Source organism: Methylobacterium sp. PvP105 (genome assembly GCF_017876975.1).
Classification (GTDB): Bacteria; Pseudomonadota; Alphaproteobacteria; order Rhizobiales; family Beijerinckiaceae; genus Methylobacterium; species Methylobacterium radiotolerans.
On record NZ_JAGIPA010000001.1, the window covers coordinates 4,803,155 to 4,822,136 of the forward strand.

Genomic DNA, 18,982 nt, shown 5'->3' on the forward strand with positions numbered 1-18,982 from the left:
AGCCCCGCGTGCGACGGCGCGGCCCGGATCGGAGCCGCGCCGTCCGTCGGTCGGGGGATCGCGGCAGGATGAACAGCATCGAGACGGGCGCCCGCGGCGCCGGCAGCCGGACGCCCTCGGCCAAGGCCCTGCGCGGCCTTGACGCGCTCAACTTCTTCCTGGCCGACGTGCGCGACGGCCTCGGCCCCTACCTCGCCATCTACCTGATCGCCGTGCGCGGCCCGGACCAGGGCTGGAACGAGGCCACGACCGGCCTCGTGATGACGATCGCGGGCATTCTCGGCCTCGTGGCGCAGACGCCCGCCGGCGCGCTGATCGACGCCACCAACCACAAGCGCGCGGTGGTGATCGGCGGCGCCATCGCGGTGACGGCCAGCTGCCTCGTCCTGCCGTTCATCACGAACTTCTACCTCGTCACCGCCACCCAATCGATCGCCCACGTCGCCGGGACGATCTTCCCGCCGGCGCTGGCCGCGATCACGCTGGGCCTCGTCGGGCCGAAGATGTTCGCCAAGCGGATCGGCCGGAACGAGGGCTTCAACCACGCCGGCAACGCGGTCTCGGCCGCCGTAGCGGGCGGACTCGCCTACTTCTTCGGACCGGTGGTGGTGTTCTGGCTCATGGGCATCCTGGCGGCGCTGTCGATCGGCGCCATGCTGATGGTGCCGGCCGACGCCATCGACAACGACCTCGCCCGGGGCATGACCGAGGACGAGGAGCAGGCGCAGGAGAAGCCCTCCGGCCTCGCCACCCTGCTGCAGAACCGGGCGCTCCTGATCTTCGCGGTGCTCTGCGCGATCTTCCACCTCGCCAACGCGGCGATGCTGACCTCGGTGGGCCAGCTCCTGACGCACGTCTCGGGCAAGGACCACGCGACCTCGCTGATCGCGGTCTGCATCGTGGCGGCGCAGTGCGTGATGGTGCCGGTGGCGATCTTCGTGGGCGCGAAGGCCGACGTGATCGGGCGCAAGCCGATCTTCCTCACCGCCTTCGGCATCCTGGCGCTGCGCGGCGTCCTCTACACGCTGTCGGACAACCCGTTCTGGCTGGTGGGCGTCCAGCTCCTCGACGGAATCGGCGCCGGCGTCTACGGCGCGCTGTTCCCGATCGTGGTCGCGGACCTGACCCGCGGCGGCGGCCGGTTCAACGCCGCCCAGGGCGCCGTGGCGACGGCCCAGGGCATCGGTGCCTCCCTGAGCGCGACGCTCGCCGGCGTGATCATCGTGTCGGCGGGCTACGCCACCGCCTTCCTGGCGCTGGCGGCGATCGCGGCGCTCGGCTTCGTCCTCTACCTCGCGCTGATGCCCGAGACCCGCGACGCGGAGCGCGCGGGCAGCGAGCCCGAGAGCGGCGCCGGCATGCCGCCGGCCGTGCCGGCGAGCGCCTGAGCGCCGCGATCGGGTCCCGAGGCCGCGCTCAGGACGCGGCGGCCAGCTCCGGCGCGGCCTGACTCGGCACGACTTCACCCGGCACGACTTCGCCCGGCACAGTCGCCTCCGGCGGGGCCTTCCGCGAGACGTAGTAGATGTCGACGGCGCGCCAGAACGCCCCCTGCTCCTCCGTCGAGCGGCGCGCGAGGGACGTCTCGAGGATCGACATCGCGGCCCGCGCGGGCTCGCTCCGCTCGAGTTCCTCGAGCAGGCCGGCGAGATGCAGCATGGCTTCTACCTCCGAGCGGACAGCAACCGCCATCAACGCCCGAGCTTGCGTAACGATCCGTCGCGCCCTGCGCGTCGGCGCCCTGCATGATCCTTGCCTCGGCCGGAGGCGCGGCTACCATCCCCGCGGCGAGTCCCACTCGCTCTCCCGTCAACCGTCGAGGATCTCCGATGTTCTCCTGCCGAAGCGGCGCGGCTCTTCCCCTGCGCGGAGCGGTCTTCGCCCTGGCCCTGGCCAGCGGATTCGGGGCGGCGCCCCTCGTCGCCCGCGAGATGCCCGAGGCCGGCGCAGCCGCCGCAGCGAAGAAGCCGAACGTCGTGATCCTCGCCACCGGCGGGACGATCGCCGGCGCCGGCGCCGACGCCGCCAACAGCGCCACCTACACGGCCGCCAAGGTGCCGGTCGACAAGCTGATCGCGGCCGTGCCGCAGGTGAACACCATCGCCAACGTCCGCGGCGAGCAGGTCTTCCAGATCGCCTCCGAGAGCTTCACCGACGCCCAGCTCGTCCAGCTCGGCAAGCGCGTGTCCCAGCTCCTGAAGCAGGACGACGTCGACGGCGTCGTCGTCACGCACGGGACCGACACGCTGGAGGAGACCGCGTTCTTCCTCGACCTCGTGGTGAAGAGCGACAAGCCGATCGTGGTGGTCGGCTCGATGCGGCCGGGCACGGCGATCTCGGCCGACGGCGCCCTCAACCTGCTCGACGCCGTCACGGTCGCCGCCAGCAAGGAGGCGATCGGCCAGGGCGTCACCGTGACGATGAACGACTACATCCAGTGCGGCCGCGACGTGAACAAGCGGACCAACATCGTGCCCAGCGCCTTCTACAGCCAGTGGGGGCCGCTCGGCATGGTGGTCGAGGGCAAGACCTACTTCTTCCGCTCGCTGACGAAGCGGCACAACATGAGCTCCGAGTTCGACATCGACCAGATCGACAGCCTGCCGCTGGTCGGCATCGTCTACGGCTCGGGCAACATGATCCCGGGGGTCTACGACGCCGAGCTCCAGGCGGGCGCGAAGGCGATCGTCAACGCCGGCACCGGCAACGGCTCGGTGCCCGGCTACCTCGTCGACAAGCTGAAGGACATCCGCTCCAAGGGCGCCATCGTGATCCGCTCGTCGCGGGTGCCGGACGGCTTCGTCCTGCGCAACGCCGAGCAGCCCGACGACAAGTACGACTGGGTGGTCGCCCACGACCTCAACCCCGCCAAGGCCAAGATCCTGGCGGCCGTGGCGCTCACCAAGACCAGCGACACCAAGGAGCTGCAGCGCATCTTCTGGGAGTATTGAGTCCAGGGACGCGCTGCGCCCCTGAGGTTCAACCCCTCGCTGAGGCAGGCCTCGGAGGAACGCTTCGAGACCTGCCGACGTCGGGCGTCCGCGCAGGGGCGTGGACCCACCGGCTTCGCGAGCGCAGCGAAGCGATCCAGGGTCGCGCTGCCCTGTGTCACTTCGCTCCGCTCGTCACGACGAGGCCGGCGGCATCGATCGAGGGCGTGAGCGTTCGCTGCCCTGAACTCGGGGTTTCCCGAGCCGGCGGGCAGACCGCATGGCGTCGCCGGCGCTCGCCCCGGGTTACATCCCGCGGCGCACCCCCTTAGATACCGGCCACCGACGACGCGGCCGCGCGGCCGATCCCGACTCGCGGCCCCGGCCGCGCGCCCGTCGGCACCGAGCCTGGAGGAACGAGCATGACCGAGCTTCATCCCGAGGTCGCGGCGGTCACCGAGCGCGTCGTGGCGCGCTCCCGCGAGACCCGGCGCGCCTATCTCGACCTGATCGCCCGCGAGCGCGAGGCGGGGGTCCGGCGCGGCAAGCTCGCCTGCGGCAACCTCGCCCACGGCTTCGCGGCCTCCGGCGAGGACAAGGCGGCGATCCGCGACGAGCGGACGGTGATGAACATCGGCATCGTCACCGCCTACAACGACATGCTCTCGGCCCATCAGCCCTACGGGCGCTACCCGGAGCAGATCAAGCTGTTCGCCCGGGAGCGCGGCGCCACCGCGCAGGTCGCTGGCGGTACGCCGGCCATGTGCGACGGCGTCACCCAGGGCCAGAGCGGCATGGAGCTGTCGCTGTTCTCCCGGGACACGATCGCGCTCTCCACCGCGGTGGCGCTGAGCCACGGCATGTTCGACGGGGCGGCGCTCCTCGGCATCTGCGACAAGATCGTGCCGGGCCTGCTCATCGGGGCGCTCCGCTTCGGCCACCTGCCGACGATCCTGATCCCGGCCGGTCCCATGCCCTCGGGCCTCGCCAACAAGGAGAAGCAGCGGATCCGCCAGCTCTACGCCGAGGGCAAGGTCGGCCGGGCGGAACTGCTCGAATCCGAGTCCGCCTCCTACCACGCGGCCGGGACCTGCACGTTCTACGGCACCGCCAACTCCAACCAGATGATGATGGACATGATGGGCCTGCACATGCCGGGCGCGTCCTTCATCAACCCGGGCACCAAGCTGCGCCAGGCCGTGACCCGGGCGGCGATCCACCGCCTCACCGAGATCGGCGGCGCCGGCAACGACTACCGCCCCCTCGGCCTCTGCGTCGACGAGAAGGCGATCGTCAACGCCGCGGTCGGCCTCCTCGCCACGGGCGGCTCGACCAACCACGCGATCCACCTGCCGGCCATCGCGCGCGCCGCCGGCATCGTGATCGACTGGGAGGATATCGACCGGCTCTCCAGCGCCGTGCCGCTGATCGCCCGCGTCTACCCGAACGGCGCCGGCGACGTGAACCACTTCCACGCCGCGGGCGGCATGAGCTTCGTGATGGCGGCGCTGCTCGACGCGGGCCTCCTGCACGACGACATCCTGACCGTGGCGGGCCAGTCGCTGCGCGACCACGCCCGCGACCCGAAACTCGACGGCGAGGATCTGGTCTTCGAGGACGCGGTGCCGGAGAGCCTGGACGACACGATGCTGCGCCGGCCGGGCAACCCGTTCCAGCCCGACGGCGGCATGCGGCTCGTGAAGGGCAATCTCGGCCGGGCGACGTTCAAGACCAGCGCCGTCGAGGAGCACCGCCGCACCATCGAGGCCCCGGCCCGGGTCTTCTCCGACCAGGACGAGGTGCTGAAGGCGTTCAAGGCCGGGGAGCTGGAGCGCGACGTCGTGGTCGTGGTCCGGTTCCAGGGCCCGAAGGCGAACGGCATGCCCGAGCTGCACAAGCTGACCCCGCCGCTGGGCGTGCTGCAGGACCGCGGCCACCGGGTCGCCCTGGTGACCGACGGGCGCATGTCGGGGGCGTCGGGCAAGGTGCCGGCCGCCATCCACCTGAGCCCCGAGGCGCTCGGCGGCGGCCCGATCGGGCGGATCCGCGACGGCGACATCGTCCGCCTCAGCGCCGCCGACGGGCTGCTGCAGGTTCTGGTCGACGACGCGGAATTCGCGGCGCGCCCCGAGGCCGAGGCGCCGGAGGCCGCGCAGGGCACCGGGCGGGAGCTGTTCGCGTTCATGCGCCAGGGGGCCGACACGGCGGAGCGGGGCGCCTCGGCGATGCTCGCCGCCGCCGGCCTCTGAAACCGAGAGGGAGTTGCCGACCATGAACGATCTGACCAGCATCGACGCGCTGATGCGCTCCGTGCCCGTCATTCCGGTCCTGGTGATCGACGACGCGGCCCAGGCGCGGCCCATCGCCGAGGCCCTGGTCAAGGGCGGCCTGACCGCCCTGGAGGTCACCCTGCGGACCCCGGCCGCCCTCGACGTCATCCGGGAGATGACGCGGGTCGAGGGCGCGGTGGTGGGCGCCGGGACGGTGCTCAACCCGCGCGATCTCGAGAAGGCGCTGGCGGCGGGGGCCGAGTTCATCGTCTCGCCGGGCCTCACCGAGCCGCTGACCGACGCCGCCAAGGCCAACGGCGTGCCCTACCTGCCCGGCGTGGCCACGGCGGCCGACATCATGCGCGGCCTCGACCACGGCCTCGACCGGTTCAAGTTCTTCCCGGCCGAGGCCGCGGGCGGGATCAAGGCGCTGAAGGCGCACGCGGCCGTGTTCGGCGCGGTGCGGTTCTGCCCCACGGGCGGGATCACCGAGGCGACCGCTCCCGAATGGCTGTCGATCCCGTCCGTGCTCTGCGTCGGCGGCAGCTGGGTGGTGAAGCCCGGCGCCCCCGACCCGGCGGCGATCGAGCGGGCGGCCCGGGCCGCCGCCGGGTTGCGGACGGCGTAAGCCTCACGACCGAAGCCCTTGCGAGCAGAGCGAAAGGTCCGGGGTCGCGCCAAATCTTCGAGATGTCGCGCTGCCCTGGATCACCTCGCCGCGCTCGCGATGACGGACAGGGCACGGCGCCCGCGTCGATCGGCGGAAGACCGCAGGGCTGAGCAGCCGGACATCGGCTCCCCTCCCGGCGGAGGGAGGGCCGGTCGTGCCGCCGGCTACTCTGCCGGCAGCGGCTGCCGCTGCACGCGCGGGACGAACACGCCGCTCTCCGACTCGAGCGCGATGCGCCGGTCGTGGAAGGCGTCGAGCGTCGAGCGATGGCCGATCGACACGATCGTCGTGCCGGGAAGCCGCTCGCGCAGCATCCGGTAGAGGGCCGCCTCGGAAGGCTCGTCGAGGGAGGCCGTCGCCTCGTCGAGGAACAGCCATTCGGGCTTCGCCAGCAGCGCGCGGGCGATGGCCAGCCGCTGCTGCTCGCCGCCCGACAGCCGCCGCTCCCAGGTGTCGCTCTCGTCGAGGTGGTCGACGAGGTGGGCGAGCTGGGCGGCCGTCAGGGCGTCCCTGATCGCCGCGTCCGGGAACTGGTCGGTGGTGTTCGGGTAGACCACGGCGCCGCGCAGCGTGCCCTGCGGGATGTAGGGCCGCTGCGGCAGCAGCAGCGCCGACTGCCCGGCGGGCACGTCGACCCGGCCCTTGCCGAAGGGCCAGATCCCCGCGATCGCCCGGAACAGGGTCGACTTGCCCGAGCCGGAGGGACCCGTGACCAGGGTCGCGCCGCCGCGCGGCAGGGTCAGCGCGTCGGCGGTGACGATCGGCTTCCCGTTCGGAAGGGCGAGGACCAGGTCGCGCGCGGTGACGTCGCCGGCGCTGTCGTTGCCCTGGACGAGGCCGTAGCCCGCCGCCTCCAGCGCCTCGGCCTTGGTCATGGCCCGGCGGAAGGAGCCGAGACGGATGGTGTTGGCCTTGTAGGCCGCCAGCGTCGTGTACGAATCGACGAAGAACGACAGCGAGCTCTGCACCTGGCCGAACGCCTGGGAGGTCTGCTGCAGCGCGCCCAGCGTGATCTTCTTGGCGAAGAAGGACGGGGCCGCCAGCACCATCGGGAAGATCACGCTCGCCTGCCGGTAGCTGAACGTGAAGGCGATCAGCTTGATGCGGCGGAAGATGATCCCGACGTAGTTGTCGATCACGCTGTGGAACAGGCTCGAGAGCCGCGAGGCCTCCGCGCGCTCGCCGCGCAGCAGGGCGATCTGCTCCGAGTAGATGCGGTTCCGGGCCAGCGCGAAGCGGAAATTCGCCTCGACCTGCTCCTGCCGGAAGTCCAGCCCGATGAGCGGCCGGCCGATCAGGTGGGTGAGCCACGTGCCGACCACCGCGTAGGCGATCACCAGCCAGACCAGGAAGCCCGGGATCACCGTGTCGGTGAACGGCACGACGAAGTCGCGCGACAGGGTCCAGAGGATCACGATGAACGAGACGAGCTGCGCGGCCTGGCTGAGCAGCCGGATCGACAGCGTCGTGGTCTGCACGATGAAGCTGTTGACGTCGGCCTGGATGCGCTGATCCGGGTTGTCCGCCTCCTCGTCGGTGAACGGGATGCGGTAGTGCGTGCCGTTGCCGAGCCAGCGCTCGTACAGGCTGTGGGTCAGCCACGTGCGCCAGCGGATCAGCAGCGAGGAATCCACGAACAGGTCGAACATACCGATGGCGATGTTCAGCGTGGCCAGCGGCACGAACACCCAGAGCAGCTGGTACCAGAACGCGTTCGCGTCGTATTCCTGGAGCGAGTTGTAGATGTCGCGGTAGAAGAAGTTGAACCGCAGCGTCAGCGCCACGTCGGCGAAATTCACGAAGATGGACAGCGCCACGAGGTTGCGGCCGATCCGGCCCTCGGTGGTGCCGAACCAGCGGAACAGGCCGATCTCCTTGGTCGGCTTGTCGCGGTTGGCGAAGTACGGGTCGGCGATGTTGGTGATCGCGCGGATCGGCTCGAGATGCGAGATGCCCAGCACGATGGCAGCGAAGACCACCGCGCCGGTGGCGGCGAAGGCCGGCGGGAGCAGGGCCGCGACCACCGGCGGCAGCAGCCCCATGGCGGCGACCGTCTTCGAGCCCGCGAGCAGCAGGTAGCCGACGCCGTAGACCGAGACGAAGACCTTGAGGTAGGCCGAGATGCCGTTCGAGGCGATCAGGATGCCCGCCATGGCGAAGCCGGCGAGGGAGACGTAGAGCGGCGGGCTCGGGATTCCGGGGAACGCCAGCAGGATCAGCGCGGCCAGGGCGGTGAGCACGGCCTGGATGCCCAGTCCGGTCCTGAGTGCTGCCACGCGTCGATCCCCCATCCGTGCGCGCCCGCTCGGGACGCCACCGGCGGCCTTGGCCCCGGCAGATGGCCAGATAGTGGCACTCTGGCCGCGCTGTCGCGTGAAACTTTGGTCACCTTCCGACGGTGCGGCGATTTACGCGGGTGGCGCGGGCAGCGCGGCTACCAGTTCCACTCCTCGAAGCCGGGCTCGCGGCAATGGTAGCCGATCGGGCATTGCGGGTTGTCGCGCGTGGGGGCGAAGCGCAGTTCGGCGATCTCCGAGCCGCTGCACTGCCCGGGATTGCTGACGAAGCGCTCCGGCGCCGTCCCGGCGGCGATGATCACGTCGCCCTCGTTCTTCACCAGGGCCATCGCCTCGGAGCAGGTCATGCGGGCCGTCATCGAGCCGCGCGGCGGCCGCGTCTGGGCGCGGGCCTCGACCCCGGTCGCGACGGCGGCGAGGTGGGCGAACAGCAGAGCGAGGGCCAACGGCCTCATCGGGCACGGGTTCCGGTACGCACCCGGGAAGAAAGCCCGCGGGTCTGGCGCCATCCTGCACAAGCAGGCCGTCCGAGACTGTCACCGGAATGCGCCACCGGGCCGCTTTCGCCGTCGGACCGCCGCAATCGGCGGATTAGGAGATTCCGGGATTGCCGAAAGCCGCTTTAGATTTGTGATCGTGGACGCCTGCGCGGGCGGCCCCGGCACGACGGCTGGACCGGCCCCCCCGGCACGCGTCTCCGGCGCCCCGCGTGCCGGCCGACCGGCGCCGGAGCCAAGGGACCCAGCGATGTCCGCTCTCTCGATCCTCGACATCTCCGCCGTGCGCGCCGCGCCCGTCTCCCGCGAGCCCTACGCCTACACGCTCGGCAGCAACGTCCTGAATCCCGAGGCGATCGACGACATCCGGCGCGACTTCCCGGACATCGCCAAGCCCGGCTACCTCACGGTGGACGAGGTCGCCCTCAAGGGCCGGTTCAAGGCGCTGATCGACGAGCTGGAGAGCGACGCCTTCTCGGAGATCCTCGGCGAGAAATTCGGCATCGACCTCGTCTCGTGCCCGCGGCTGACGACCATCATGCGCCGCAGCCAGCTGAAATACGGCTCGATCCACACCGACGGCCCGTCGAAGGTGCTGACCCTGCTCGTCTACATGAACGATGCCTGGGACGCCCCCGCGGCCGGCCGCCTGCGGGTGCTGTACGACGGCCGCAACTACGAGCCCTTCGCGGTGGAAGTCCCGCCGACCATGGGCACGATGTTCGCCTTCCTGCGGGCGGACAATTCCTGGCACGGCCACGAGCCCTTCGAGGGCGAGCGGCGCGTGGTGCAGGTGGCGTGGCTCAAGGACGCGTCGGAGCTGGAGCGCAAGCGCAAGCGCAACCGCACGGCGCAGTTCCTGAAGGGCATCTTCGGCCGCTGATCGGACGAGAAGGGGGCGGACCATGGGGGCGGTCGTGCTGGCGGATCCGGGCGACGGGGCGCGTGCCGGCTCCTGGCGTCGCTTCGCCCTGCCGACGCTCCTCATCCTCGGCTGGGTGGGCCTGTTCGCCTACAGCGCCGCCTACCTGACCGAGGACCTGCCGTTCCGCCCGTCCATGCCGGAAGCGGGCCCGTCCGCTGGGAGCTCCGCCGGTCCGCGCGCCGCGCGCCGCGTGGTGATGCTCGACGAGCCCGACCAGCCCGCGCCCCCGGCCGAGACGCCCGGCCAGACCGCCATGGCCGCCGCGGCGGCGCCGCCGGCCCCGCAGACCGCCGCGGCGGCGCCCGCGGTCGCGAACGCCCGGCCGGTGCCGGCTCCGGTCCCCGCTCCGGCCGTCGCGTCGGCCGCGGCCGAGTACGTCGGCGTCTGGGGCCCGACACCCGAGGCCTGCGGGGCCCGGTCGCGGCGCCGCGGCTACATCCCGGCCACGATCACGCAGGACCGCGCCCGCGCGGGCCGCACGCTCTGCCTCTTCCACGACATGCGGCGGAGCGGCGCCGCCTGGGTCACCGCCGCCGAGTGCAGCGATCGCGGCCGCCGCTGGTCGTCGCAGGTCCGCCTGCAGGTGGACGGCGAGCATCTGACCTGGTCGAGCAGCCGCGGGACCTCGACCTACATCCGCTGCGGCCGCCGCGCCGGCTGAGGGGGACCGTCACGCCGCCGGACCCGGCCCCCGCCCCTCGGCCGCGCGCAGGACGATCCGCGCCGCCGCGCGGCTCGGCGTGTCCGCCGCGGCGAGCCGCATCCGCCCGTCGATGCGGCCGAGGGCGGCGAGCTGGACGTCGCGGTCGGCACCGCCGGCCAGGAGTGGCCGCAGGGCGCCCGCGAGGCGCTCCGGGGTGCAGTCGGCCTGGACGAATTCCGGCATCGCGTTCTCGGCGAGGATCAGGTTCGGCAGCACGATGCTCGGGACCTGGATCAGCCGGCGGGCGATGAACTCCTCCGCCCGCGAGACCTTGTAGGCGACGACCATCGGCACGCCGGCGAGCGCCAGCTCCAGCGTGACCGTGCCGGAGGCGGCGAGCGCCGCCCGGGCCTCCCGGAAGGCGGCGTATTTCGGCGCCTCGCCGGTCACGATGCGGACCGGCACCGCCCAGTCGGCCGAAAGCCGCTCGATCAGGGCCCTGTGCCGGGTCACGGCGGGCAGCACCGCCTCGACCGCGAGGCCCTCGGCCACGCGTGCCAGGGCCGCGCCGAAGACCGGCATCAGCCGCTCGATCTCGGACCGACGGGAGCCCGGCAGGACCACGAGGCTGTAGGGCACGGCGTCGCGCCGCCCCCGCTCGTCCGCGCCGGGGCGCAGCTCCGGGAGGCGCTCGATCAGCGGGTGCCCGACATAGGTGCAGGGGGGGCCGCCGAGCCGCAGATGCGCGTCGGGCTCGAAGGGGAGCAGGGCCAGGACGTGGTCGATGAACGGACGCATGCCCTTCGCCCGCCAGGGCCGCCACGCCCAGACGCTCGGCGACACGTAGTCGATGATCGGGATGCCGGGGGCCGCCCTGCGCACCCGCCGGGCCACCGCGTGGGTGAAGCCCGGGCTGTCGATGATCACCAGCACGTCCGGCCGGGCGCGGATCGTCGCCGACACCGTCTCGCGGATGCGGCGGAGCAGCGTCCGGGCGCGGGCGAGAACCGGCAGGTAGCCCATCACCGCCACGTCATCGAGCGGGAACAGCGACGCGAACCCCGCCTCCGCCATGGCCTCGCCGCCGACGCCGCCGAAGACGGTGTCGGGCGCGGCCTCGCGCAGGGCACGCATCAGCTTGGCGCCGAGCTGGTCGCCGGAATCCTCGCCGGCGACGAGCCAGATCGTCCGGGGCCGGCCGGTCACGGCGCGCCTCCGTACCCGACCACGAAGAGGCCGAGGCGATCGGCCTCCGCGGCCGTGGCCGCCCGGTCGATGACCAGGGTCCCGCCCGCCTCCAGGGCGAGGCCGACGCAGCCCGCCCGGGCGGCGTTGCGCACGGTCCGCGCGCCGATCGCCGGAAGATCGATGCGGCGGTCCTGGCCGACCTTCGGGGCCTTCACCAGCACGGTGGAGGGCATTGCCCGGCCGAACCCGAAGGGGCGGCGCCCCAGGGCCCGCGCCCGGGCGAGCATGCGGTCCGTGCCCTCCGGCCCTTCCACCGCGAGGATCCGGTCGCCGGCCAGAACCACCGCCTGCCCCAGATCGTAGGGCGAGAGGGCGTCCAGGACGCCGCGCCCGGTGCGGATCGAGGCGGCGGCCTCGGCGTCCGGGGCCCGGCGCCCGAGGGGGCCGTCTGGGCAGAGCAGGTCCGGCGCGGCCTCGTGGACGCCGACGACGCGGTGTCCCTCCTCCTCGACCAGCGCGACGGCGGCCCGCAGCAGGCGGTCGTCCCCGCCGCCGGCGATCGCCCGCAGGGCCTCGCGGTTGCGCAGGGCGGCGCCGGCGTTGAGGATCGCGGCCGGGCTCGGGCGGGAGACGCCGCCCGCCGGCACCACGGTCGCCGGACCCCAGCGCCGCAGCAGCTTCAGGGTGGCCGCGAGATCGAGGAGATCGACCGTCGCGTCGGCGCCGGCGCGCAGGGCCGGCCCGGTGAAGCCGCGCAGGGCGATGACCCGGAAGGGCCGGCGCGCCCGGCGGAGCGACTCGGCGACGAGTTCGGGCAGGCGCCCCGCCCCCGCGATCAGGACCAGGGCCCCCTCGGGGGCGGGATCGGCCTCGGTCACGGCCCGGCCGCTCAGGCGGCGCTGATCGGGGTCGGAACCTCGCGCGGCGTGCAGATCGAGCGCTTGCCGCCGAGGCGGATGAAGTCGAGGATCTCGGCGACCGCCGCGTGGGATTCGAAGGTCGCGGCCACGTCCTCCACCCGCTCCATCAGCGTGCCCTCTGGGGCGAAGAGCAGGCGGTAGGCGCGCCGCAGCGCGTGGATGTCCTCGCGGGCGAAGCCGCGGCGCTGCAGGCCGATGATGTTGAGCCCCGACAGGTAGGCCCGGTTGCCGAGCACCATGCCGTAGGGGATGCAGTCGTTCTCCAGGCCCGACAGGCCGCCCACGAAGGCGTGCGCGCCGACCCGCGCGAACTGGATCACGGCGGCGCCGCCACCCAGGATCGCGTAGTCGCCGACGCTGCAATGGCCCGCCAGCATGACGTTGTTGGAGAAGATCACGTGGGCGCCGACCCGACAATCGTGGCCGACATGCGAGTTGGCCAGGAAGGTGCAGTGGTCGCCGACCAGGGTCTCCAGGCCGCCGCCGCTCGTGCCCGGGTTCATGGTGACGCCCTCGCGGATCAGGCAATCGGCGCCGATCGTCAGGGTCGAGGCCTCGCCCCGGTACTTCAGGTCCTGCGGCTGGTGGCCGATCGACGCGAAGGGGAAGATCCGGGTGCGGGGGCCGATCGTGGTCCGGCCCGCGAGGACCACGTGGCTGATGAGCTCGCAATCCGCGCCGAGCACGACCTCGGGCCCGACATGGCAGAAGGGGCCGATCCGCGCCCCGTCGCCGATCCGGGCGCCGGACTCGATCACGGCGCTCGGGTGGATGGCGGGCGCGGTCACTCCGTCACCAGCATGGCGCTGATCTCGGCCTCGGCGACCAGCGTGCCGTCGACCCGGGCCTCGCCGCGGAACCACCACATGGTCCGGCGCTGGTTCAGCTTCGTCATGTGGAAGCGCACCTGGTCGCCGGGGGTGACGGGCTTGCGGAACTTGCACTTGTCGATGGTCATGAAGAACACCTGCTTGGTGTTCCGCCCGTCCGCCCGGATGTGGCGGCAGCAGATGGCGCCCGCCGTCTGCGCCATGCCCTCGATCAGGAGCACGCCCGGGAAGACCGGCATGTCGGGGAAGTGGCCCATGAACTGCGGCTCGTTGGCCGTGACGTTCTTGATGCCGACGCAGGATTCGTCCCGGTCGATCTCGACGATGCGGTCCACCATCAGGAACGGGTAGCGGTGCGGCAGCAGCTCCAGCAGCGTCTGGATGTCGGCTGTGCCCAGCTCGGTGCCGGTCTCGCGCGCCGCCTCACTCATCGAAATCCGCACCTCGACTTGCCGCCTTCGGCGGCCCGCAATCCGGCCGCCTCCGGCGCGCCGACCGCCCTCTTCGGAAGAAATCGCCGGAAGCGCAAGGCCTTCCCGGTCAGGCGTCGTCTCCCGCTTGGTCCTTGCCCGAGCGTTCGGCGAGACGCGCGAGCGTCGTCAGCTCGCGGAACCACGCCCGCACCGGCTTGGCGGGCGTCCCGCCCCAGCGGCTTCCCGGCGGCACGTCGCGGTTGACGTTGGACGAGCCGGCGATCTGCGAGCCGCGGCCGATGCGCAGGTGGCCGACGACGCCGACCTGCCCGCCCAGGACGACGTAGTCCTCCAGCGTGGTCGAGCCGGAGATGCCGACCCCCGACACGATGACGCAGTGGCGCCCGATCACGACGTTGTGGGCGATCTGCACGAGGTTGTCGATCTTGGTGCCCTCCCCGATCACCGTGTCGCGCGAGGCGCCGCGGTCGACCGTGGTGTTGGCGCCGATCTCGACGTCGTCCTGCACGATGACGCGCCCGACCTGCGGGACCTTGAGATGGGTGGCGCCCATGGCGAAGCCGAACCCGTCCTGCCCGAGCCGCGCCCCGGGATGGACGATCACCCGGTTTCCGAGGAGGGCGTGGCTCAGGGTCGTGCCGGCGCCGATCGCGCAGTCGCGCCCGATCCGGACGCCCGGTCCGATCACGGCGTTGGGTCCGACCACCGTTCCGGCGCCGATCTCGGCGCCCGGCCCGATCACCGCGCCGGGATCGACCGTGACGCCGTCCTCGAGACGGGCCTCGGGATGGACGTGGGCGCCGGGGGCGACGCCGCGGACGGCGAATTGCGAGCCGGGACGCAGGGCGTCCGGATGCAGGCGGCCGAGCAGCGCGGCGTAAGCGCGGTAGGGGTCGCGGCTGACGAGGGCGACCGTGCCGGCGGGACAGCGCGCCGCGAAGCGGGGCGAGACGAGGCACGCGCCCGCCCGCGTCGCCGCGAGGGCGTCGCCGTAGCGGGCGTTGTCCATGTAGGCGAGGTGGTCCGGGCCGGCGCTCTCCAGGGAGGCCGCGCCGCTGAACCGGCGATCCGGGTCCGCCCCCTCGGGGAGGCCGGTGCCGGCGGCCGCCGCGATCTCGGCCAGGGTGAGGCCTGTGGCGGCGGCGGTGAAGAAAACGGGATCTGACATGTTCGACAACGCGCCGGCCGGAACAATCCGGCCGGCGCGCGGGATTTTTATCAGAAGCGCGAGCCGCCGGAGAAGCGGAACGCCTGGACCTGATCCGCGCCGATATGGCCGTACTTGCCGAGGATCGGGACGAACACCTTCTGACCCTCGTCCTTCGACAGCGCGTAGGCGTAGTCGAACCGGATCGGGCCGAGCGGCGAGTTCCACAGGATGGACGCGCCGATCGAGGAGCGGATCGCCGCCGTATCGCGGACGTTCACGCATTCCGGCTCCACGCCGATCGTGAAGGCGTTGAAGTTGCACTTCCCGGTCGTCGGCGAGACACCGTTGATGAAGGCGTCGCCGTTCACGTTGAAGTTGCGCTGGCCGTGATAGCCGAACAGCGTGCCGGCGTCGGCGAAGAGCGCGCCCTTCAGGCCCAGATCGCGCGGAACGAGGGGCAGCGGGAACTGCACTTCGAGGGTGCCGCCGATGTAGGTGGAACCGCCGATCGCGTTCGAGCGGGCGTCGGCGATGCCGACGTCGCGCGGGCCGATGCCGTTCGGCGCGAAGCCGCGGACCAGCGACGGGCCGAGGAAGAACTGGTCGGTCACCCGCAGCGGGTCGTTGTTGAGCGACGAGATGTGGCCGCCCTGGAAGCGGATGAAGCCGACCACGTCCTCGAAGATCTCCTTGTAGTACCGCGCGTCGGCGGTCACGCGGAAGAACTTCGAGTCGCCGCCCAGGCCGGCGACGTCGGGCTTCAGCTCGGCGTAGAGGCCGTTGCGGGGCGCGCCGATCACGTCGAGGGTCGAGTAGGCGAGCGTCAGGCCGGCCAGCGACGTGAGCGTGTTGCCCTGCGAGCCCTTGATGGCGATCGAGGCCTCGCCGTCATACGCGCAGTTCGGGTAGATCGACTGGCCGCCGATGTTCCGGCCCGTGTTCGGGTCGATCGTGCCCGCCGCGTAGGTGGCGGTGTAGCCCGGGATCGGGATCGAGCAGTCGTTGTACGGCCGCTTGAGGGTGTTCGGCACCTTCAGCTCGGTGTTGTACAGCGAGTAGCGCAGCGTGATGCCGAATTCCTCGGTGATCGGCAGGCCGAGGCGCAGCTGGCCGCCGTACACCGTGGTCTCGTAGCGCGAGTACCGGGTCAGGTCGGAGTACTTGTAGAAGGCATCGAAGCCCGCCGCGAGGCGGTACCCGAGGAAGTACGGCTCGGTGAACGAGAAGTCGACGCCGCGCGAGTACTGGCCACCCGTGCCGGCGAGGCGGACGTACTGGCCGCGACCGAGGAAGTTCGACTCGGAGACCGAGACCTCGCCGATGATGCCGTCCTGGGTGGAGTAGCCGCCCGCCACCGAGAACGAACCCGTGGGCTGATCCTCGACGTCGATGTTGATGACCACGCGGTCCGGGGCCGAGCCCGGCTCGTTGGAGAAGCGGACCTTCTTGAAGAAGCCCAGGCCGTTCAGGCGGCGCTCGGCGCGGTCGGTCAGCACGCGGTTGTAGGCGTCGCCCTCCGCGATATCGAGCTCGCGGCGGATGACGTAGTCGCGGGTGCGGGTGTTGCCGCGGATGTTGATGCGCTCGACGTAGACGTGCGGGCCGTCCTCGACCACGAAGCCCAGGGAGACCTGGTGGCTCGCCGGGTCGCGCTGGCCGGTCGGGCGGACCTGCGCGAACGGGTAGCCGGCGCGGTTGACCTCGCGGGTGACGTTGTTGAGCGTCTTCTCGACGTCGTCGGCGTTGTAGATGTCGCCCACCGAGGTGGCGATGTCGCTGTCGAGCTTCGTGGTGTCGAGGCCCGGCAGGCGCGAATCCACCTGGACGGCGCCGACCTTGTACTGCTCGCCCTCGTTCACCGTGATGGTGATGACGTAGCCGGACTTGTCGCCCTCGACGTAGCGCGCGTCGGCGCTGACCACCTGGAAGTCGGCGTAGCCGTTCTTCAGGTAGTAGCGGCGGACCTGGTCGAGGTCGTTGGTGATGCGGTCGGGATCGTAGACGTCGGAGGTCTTGATGAACGACAGGAAGTTCATCTCCGAGGAGCTCATCAGCCCCTTCAGCGTCCGCTCCGAGTAGGCGTTGTTGCCGACGAAGTTGATCGAGATGATGCCGGTCTTATCGCCCTCGTCGATCTGGTAGATCACGTCGACGCGGCCGTTGGGCAGGTCGACCGTCCGGTAGGTCACCTTGGCGGTGCCGCGGCCGAAGCGCTTGTAGACGTCGCGGATGCGCGCGAGGTCGGCGTTGATGATCGCCTCGCTGTACGGCCCGCGGGCCTTGGCCTCGACCACGCCCTCCAGGGTGGCCTTCTCGATCTTCTTGTTGCCCTCGAAGACGACGCGGTTGATCAGGTTGTTCTCGCGGACCGTCACCACCGTGCGGCCACCCGACTGGGCGACCTTCACGTCGGAGAACATCCCGCTCGCGAGCAGGTTGCGGCGGGCCTCCTCGGCGGAGCCGGACGCCGTCCCGGTCACGTAGGACCGGATCGTGTCGGCATCGACGCGCTGGTTGCCCTGGACGACGATCTGCTGCGCCTGGGCAGCCCCGCTCAGGACGACACCCAGACCGGCAGTGACTAGGACGATGGTTTTCCGCACCGACTTACGTCGGGGCTTCCCCGTCAACGACATCATGCAATCGCCCGTTTCTGTTCTGGTCGCGGGGGTTAGCCCGTCACAGGCGACCGTTGATCGGCCGTCCCGTCACCTGGTCCAAGCGTGGCTTCGGTCCAAGCGTAGCTCTTAGCGGGATTCCCCTGCCAAGCAAACGCGCGGGAGGCCATCGTCAGGGGATTTTGGGGGGTCGTGGCCTTCGCGCCACTTAACGGTGCGGTCAGCCTGCGGGCAAACCGCGGATCGTGGTGAACGACCCGTAAACGTCTGGGCCGTCGCACCTTTTCAGCGGCCCTCGCGATCCCGTGAACGCGATTTTAACCCCGTTTCGACGCGCCGGCGGGGCGTCATCCGGGCGGTGTCCGGGCGAGATCGCGGCGGGATTGGGGCAGCGTTTCCGGTGGAGATCCGGCGGGGATACCGGGATCCCCGCCGGCCCCGGATCAGGTGTTCCGCCAGGAGGCGCCGAGGTTGAGGATGTCGTTCCAGGCGGCGAACAGCATCAGCATCAGCACCAGGGCGAGGCCGATGCGGAAGCCGATCTCCTGGGCCCGCTCGCTGAGCGGGCGGCCGCGCACCACCTCGAAGGCGTAGAACAGCAGGTGGCCGCCATCGAGCAGCGGCACCGGGAACAGGTTGAGCAGGCCGATCGAGACGGAGAGCAGGGCGATCAGCCCGACCAGACCGCCGACGCCGCCGGTCTTGGCGACCTCGCCGGAGACGCGGGCGATGCCGATCGGACCCGAGAGCTGGTCGGCGGATTCCCGGCCGGTCACGAGCTTGCCGAGATACGAGAAGGTGCGCTCGACGACGAAGTAGGTCTCCTTCACGCCGAGATTGAGCGAGTCGAGCGCGCCGTAATGCACGAGCCGCGCCTCCGAGCCCGCGGGGGAGCGGATGCCGAGCCGGCCGATCCGGTGGCGGCCGAACGGCGTCTTCTCCTCGAAGGTCGCCGGCGTCGCCTGGATGGTGATGGGCTGGTCGTTGCGCTCCACCGTGAAGGTCAGCAGCGTCCCGGCGCTGCCGGTGACCGTGCGGTACATGGCGTTGAAGTCGCCGATCTTCTCGCCGTCGATGGCGGTGATCACGTCGCCGGGCTGGAAGCCGGCCTGGGCGGCGACGCTGTTCGGCTCCACCGACGAGACCCGGGCGGGCAGCTCGTAGCGGCCGCCGAGCCAGATGGCGCCCGCGAAGAGCAGGATCGCCAGGATGAAGTTCGCCACCGGGCCAGCGGCGACGATCGCGGCGCGCTTCGACACGGGCTGGGTCGGGAAGCTGATCGCCCGCTCCTGCGGGCTCATCCGGGCGACGGCCTCCGGATCCGGCATGCTGGCGCCGTTCACGTCGCCGTGGAACTTCACGTAGCCGCCGAGCGGGATCGCGCAGACCTTCCAGCGGGTGCCGCGCCGGTCGTTGAAGCCGAACAGCTCGGGGCCGAAGCCGAGCGAGAAGGCGTGCACGCCGACCCCGCACCAGCGCCCGACCAAGAAGTGGCCCATCTCGTGCACGAACACCACGACGGTGAGCACGAACAGGAACGGGATCACGGCACCGAAGAAACCGCCGGCGGTCCCGCCCATCGCGTTGAGGAAGTCCATAAGCCGTATTCC

At 71.4% G+C, this 18,982-nt stretch carries 16 protein-coding genes; 6 read left to right on the forward strand and 10 right to left on the reverse strand.

Going from position 1 to position 18,982, the window contains the following annotated elements; translation table 11 throughout:
• The first annotated feature begins 68 nt into the window (after positions 1-68).
• Positions 69-1,388: an MFS transporter gene (locus tag J3A75_RS23500; protein WP_012320365.1), complete on the forward strand. Its 1,320-nt coding sequence runs from the start codon at positions 69-71 to the stop codon at positions 1,386-1,388.
• Between the two features lie 28 nt (positions 1,389-1,416).
• Here the strand turns inward: J3A75_RS23500 and J3A75_RS23505 are convergent, their stop codons facing one another.
• Entirely contained in the window at positions 1,417-1,659 is a 243-nt protein-coding gene (locus J3A75_RS23505) for a hypothetical protein (protein WP_024829316.1), read from the reverse strand.
• A gap of 170 nt (positions 1,660-1,829) precedes the next feature.
• Here J3A75_RS23505 and J3A75_RS23510 point away from each other — a divergent pair, with 170 nt between their 5' ends.
• The 3 genes from J3A75_RS23510 to eda all read left to right on the forward strand — a co-directional run bounded on the left by J3A75_RS23510 (position 1,830) and on the right by eda (position 5,828).
• Entirely contained in the window at positions 1,830-2,951 is a 1,122-nt protein-coding gene (locus tag J3A75_RS23510) for an asparaginase (RefSeq protein ID WP_012320367.1), read from the forward strand.
• Positions 2,952-3,352: 401 nt separating this feature from the next.
• Positions 3,353-5,179, forward strand: a complete 1,827-nt coding sequence (edd, locus tag J3A75_RS23515; RefSeq protein ID WP_012320368.1) for a phosphogluconate dehydratase — start codon at positions 3,353-3,355, stop codon at positions 5,177-5,179.
• 22 nt (positions 5,180-5,201) lie between these two features.
• Entirely contained in the window at positions 5,202-5,828 is a 627-nt protein-coding gene (gene eda / locus J3A75_RS23520; protein ID WP_012320369.1) for a bifunctional 4-hydroxy-2-oxoglutarate aldolase/2-dehydro-3-deoxy-phosphogluconate aldolase, read from the forward strand.
• A 206-nt stretch (positions 5,829-6,034) separates the two neighbouring features.
• On the opposite strand, the gene J3A75_RS23525 is transcribed toward eda, so the two are convergent.
• Entirely contained in the window at positions 6,035-8,146 is a 2,112-nt protein-coding gene (locus tag J3A75_RS23525; protein WP_070999949.1) for an ABC transporter ATP-binding protein/permease, read from the reverse strand.
• A gap of 158 nt (positions 8,147-8,304) precedes the next feature.
• Positions 8,305-8,622 carry a hypothetical protein gene (locus tag J3A75_RS23530; RefSeq protein ID WP_043074150.1) on the reverse strand — a complete coding sequence of 106 codons (318 nt, stop codon included), beginning with the start codon at positions 8,620-8,622 and terminating at the stop codon, positions 8,305-8,307.
• A 292-nt stretch (positions 8,623-8,914) separates the two neighbouring features.
• On the opposite strand from J3A75_RS23530, the gene J3A75_RS23535 reads away from it, so the two are divergent.
• Positions 8,915-9,547, forward strand: a complete 633-nt coding sequence (locus J3A75_RS23535; protein WP_012320372.1) for a 2OG-Fe(II) oxygenase — start codon at positions 8,915-8,917, stop codon at positions 9,545-9,547.
• 22 nt (positions 9,548-9,569) lie between these two features.
• Entirely contained in the window at positions 9,570-10,250 is a 681-nt protein-coding gene (locus J3A75_RS23540; RefSeq protein WP_012320373.1) for a hypothetical protein, read from the forward strand.
• Between the two features lie 9 nt (positions 10,251-10,259).
• Here the strand turns inward: J3A75_RS23540 and lpxB are convergent, their stop codons facing one another.
• The 7 genes from lpxB to rseP form a co-directional block, all read right to left on the reverse strand.
• Positions 10,260-11,438 carry a lipid-A-disaccharide synthase gene (gene lpxB / locus J3A75_RS23545; RefSeq protein WP_012320374.1) on the reverse strand — a complete coding sequence of 393 codons (1,179 nt, stop codon included), beginning with the start codon at positions 11,436-11,438 and terminating at the stop codon, positions 10,260-10,262.
• Positions 11,435-12,298 (reverse strand): LpxI family protein, encoded by an 864-nt coding sequence (locus J3A75_RS23550; RefSeq protein ID WP_012320375.1) that lies wholly within the window; start codon positions 12,296-12,298, stop codon positions 11,435-11,437. Before J3A75_RS23550 ends, lpxB begins: the two co-directional genes overlap by 4 nt.
• Before the next feature lie 11 nt (positions 12,299-12,309).
• Complete coding sequence (lpxA, locus tag J3A75_RS23555; RefSeq protein ID WP_012320376.1) at positions 12,310-13,128, reverse strand: acyl-ACP--UDP-N-acetylglucosamine O-acyltransferase; 819 nt, start codon at positions 13,126-13,128, stop codon at positions 12,310-12,312.
• Complete coding sequence (gene fabZ, locus J3A75_RS23560; protein WP_012320377.1) at positions 13,125-13,601, reverse strand: 3-hydroxyacyl-ACP dehydratase FabZ; 477 nt, start codon at positions 13,599-13,601, stop codon at positions 13,125-13,127. The genes lpxA and fabZ overlap by 4 nt, the downstream gene beginning before the upstream one ends.
• 109 nt (positions 13,602-13,710) lie before the next feature.
• Positions 13,711-14,772: a UDP-3-O-(3-hydroxymyristoyl)glucosamine N-acyltransferase gene (gene lpxD / locus J3A75_RS23565; protein WP_012320378.1), complete on the reverse strand. Its 1,062-nt coding sequence runs from the start codon at positions 14,770-14,772 to the stop codon at positions 13,711-13,713.
• A gap of 50 nt (positions 14,773-14,822) precedes the next feature.
• Positions 14,823-17,393 carry an outer membrane protein assembly factor BamA gene (gene bamA / locus J3A75_RS23570; protein ID WP_012320379.1) on the reverse strand — a complete coding sequence of 857 codons (2,571 nt, stop codon included), beginning with the start codon at positions 17,391-17,393 and terminating at the stop codon, positions 14,823-14,825.
• Positions 17,394-17,815: 422 nt separating this feature from the next.
• Positions 17,816-18,970: an RIP metalloprotease RseP gene (rseP, locus tag J3A75_RS23575; RefSeq protein WP_070999950.1), complete on the reverse strand. Its 1,155-nt coding sequence runs from the start codon at positions 18,968-18,970 to the stop codon at positions 17,816-17,818.
• Positions 18,971-18,982 lie beyond the last annotated feature (12 nt).

What these genes read in the sequence shown, in the direction of transcription:
- J3A75_RS23505 (WP_024829316.1), bottom strand. Translation starts at nt 1,659, where the DNA reads ATGCTGCATCTCGCCGGCCTGCTCGAGGAACTCGAGCGGAGCGAGCCC.
- J3A75_RS23540 (WP_012320373.1), top strand. Translation starts at nt 9,570, where the DNA reads ATGGGGGCGGTCGTGCTGGCGGATCCGGGCGACGGGGCGCGTGCCGGC.
- J3A75_RS23510 (WP_012320367.1), top strand. Translation starts at nt 1,830, where the DNA reads ATGTTCTCCTGCCGAAGCGGCGCGGCTCTTCCCCTGCGCGGAGCGGTC.
- J3A75_RS23500 (WP_012320365.1), top strand. Translation starts at nt 69, where the DNA reads ATGAACAGCATCGAGACGGGCGCCCGCGGCGCCGGCAGCCGGACGCCC.
- eda (WP_012320369.1), top strand. Translation starts at nt 5,202, where the DNA reads ATGAACGATCTGACCAGCATCGACGCGCTGATGCGCTCCGTGCCCGTC.
- edd (WP_012320368.1), top strand. Translation starts at nt 3,353, where the DNA reads ATGACCGAGCTTCATCCCGAGGTCGCGGCGGTCACCGAGCGCGTCGTG.
- J3A75_RS23535 (WP_012320372.1), top strand. Translation starts at nt 8,915, where the DNA reads ATGTCCGCTCTCTCGATCCTCGACATCTCCGCCGTGCGCGCCGCGCCC.
- J3A75_RS23530 (WP_043074150.1), bottom strand. Translation starts at nt 8,622, where the DNA reads ATGAGGCCGTTGGCCCTCGCTCTGCTGTTCGCCCACCTCGCCGCCGTC.
- rseP (WP_070999950.1), bottom strand. Translation starts at nt 18,970, where the DNA reads ATGGACTTCCTCAACGCGATGGGCGGGACCGCCGGCGGTTTCTTCGGT.
- bamA (WP_012320379.1), bottom strand. Translation starts at nt 17,393, where the DNA reads ATGATGTCGTTGACGGGGAAGCCCCGACGTAAGTCGGTGCGGAAAACC.
- lpxD (WP_012320378.1), bottom strand. Translation starts at nt 14,772, where the DNA reads ATGTCAGATCCCGTTTTCTTCACCGCCGCCGCCACAGGCCTCACCCTG.
- fabZ (WP_012320377.1), bottom strand. Translation starts at nt 13,601, where the DNA reads ATGAGTGAGGCGGCGCGCGAGACCGGCACCGAGCTGGGCACAGCCGAC.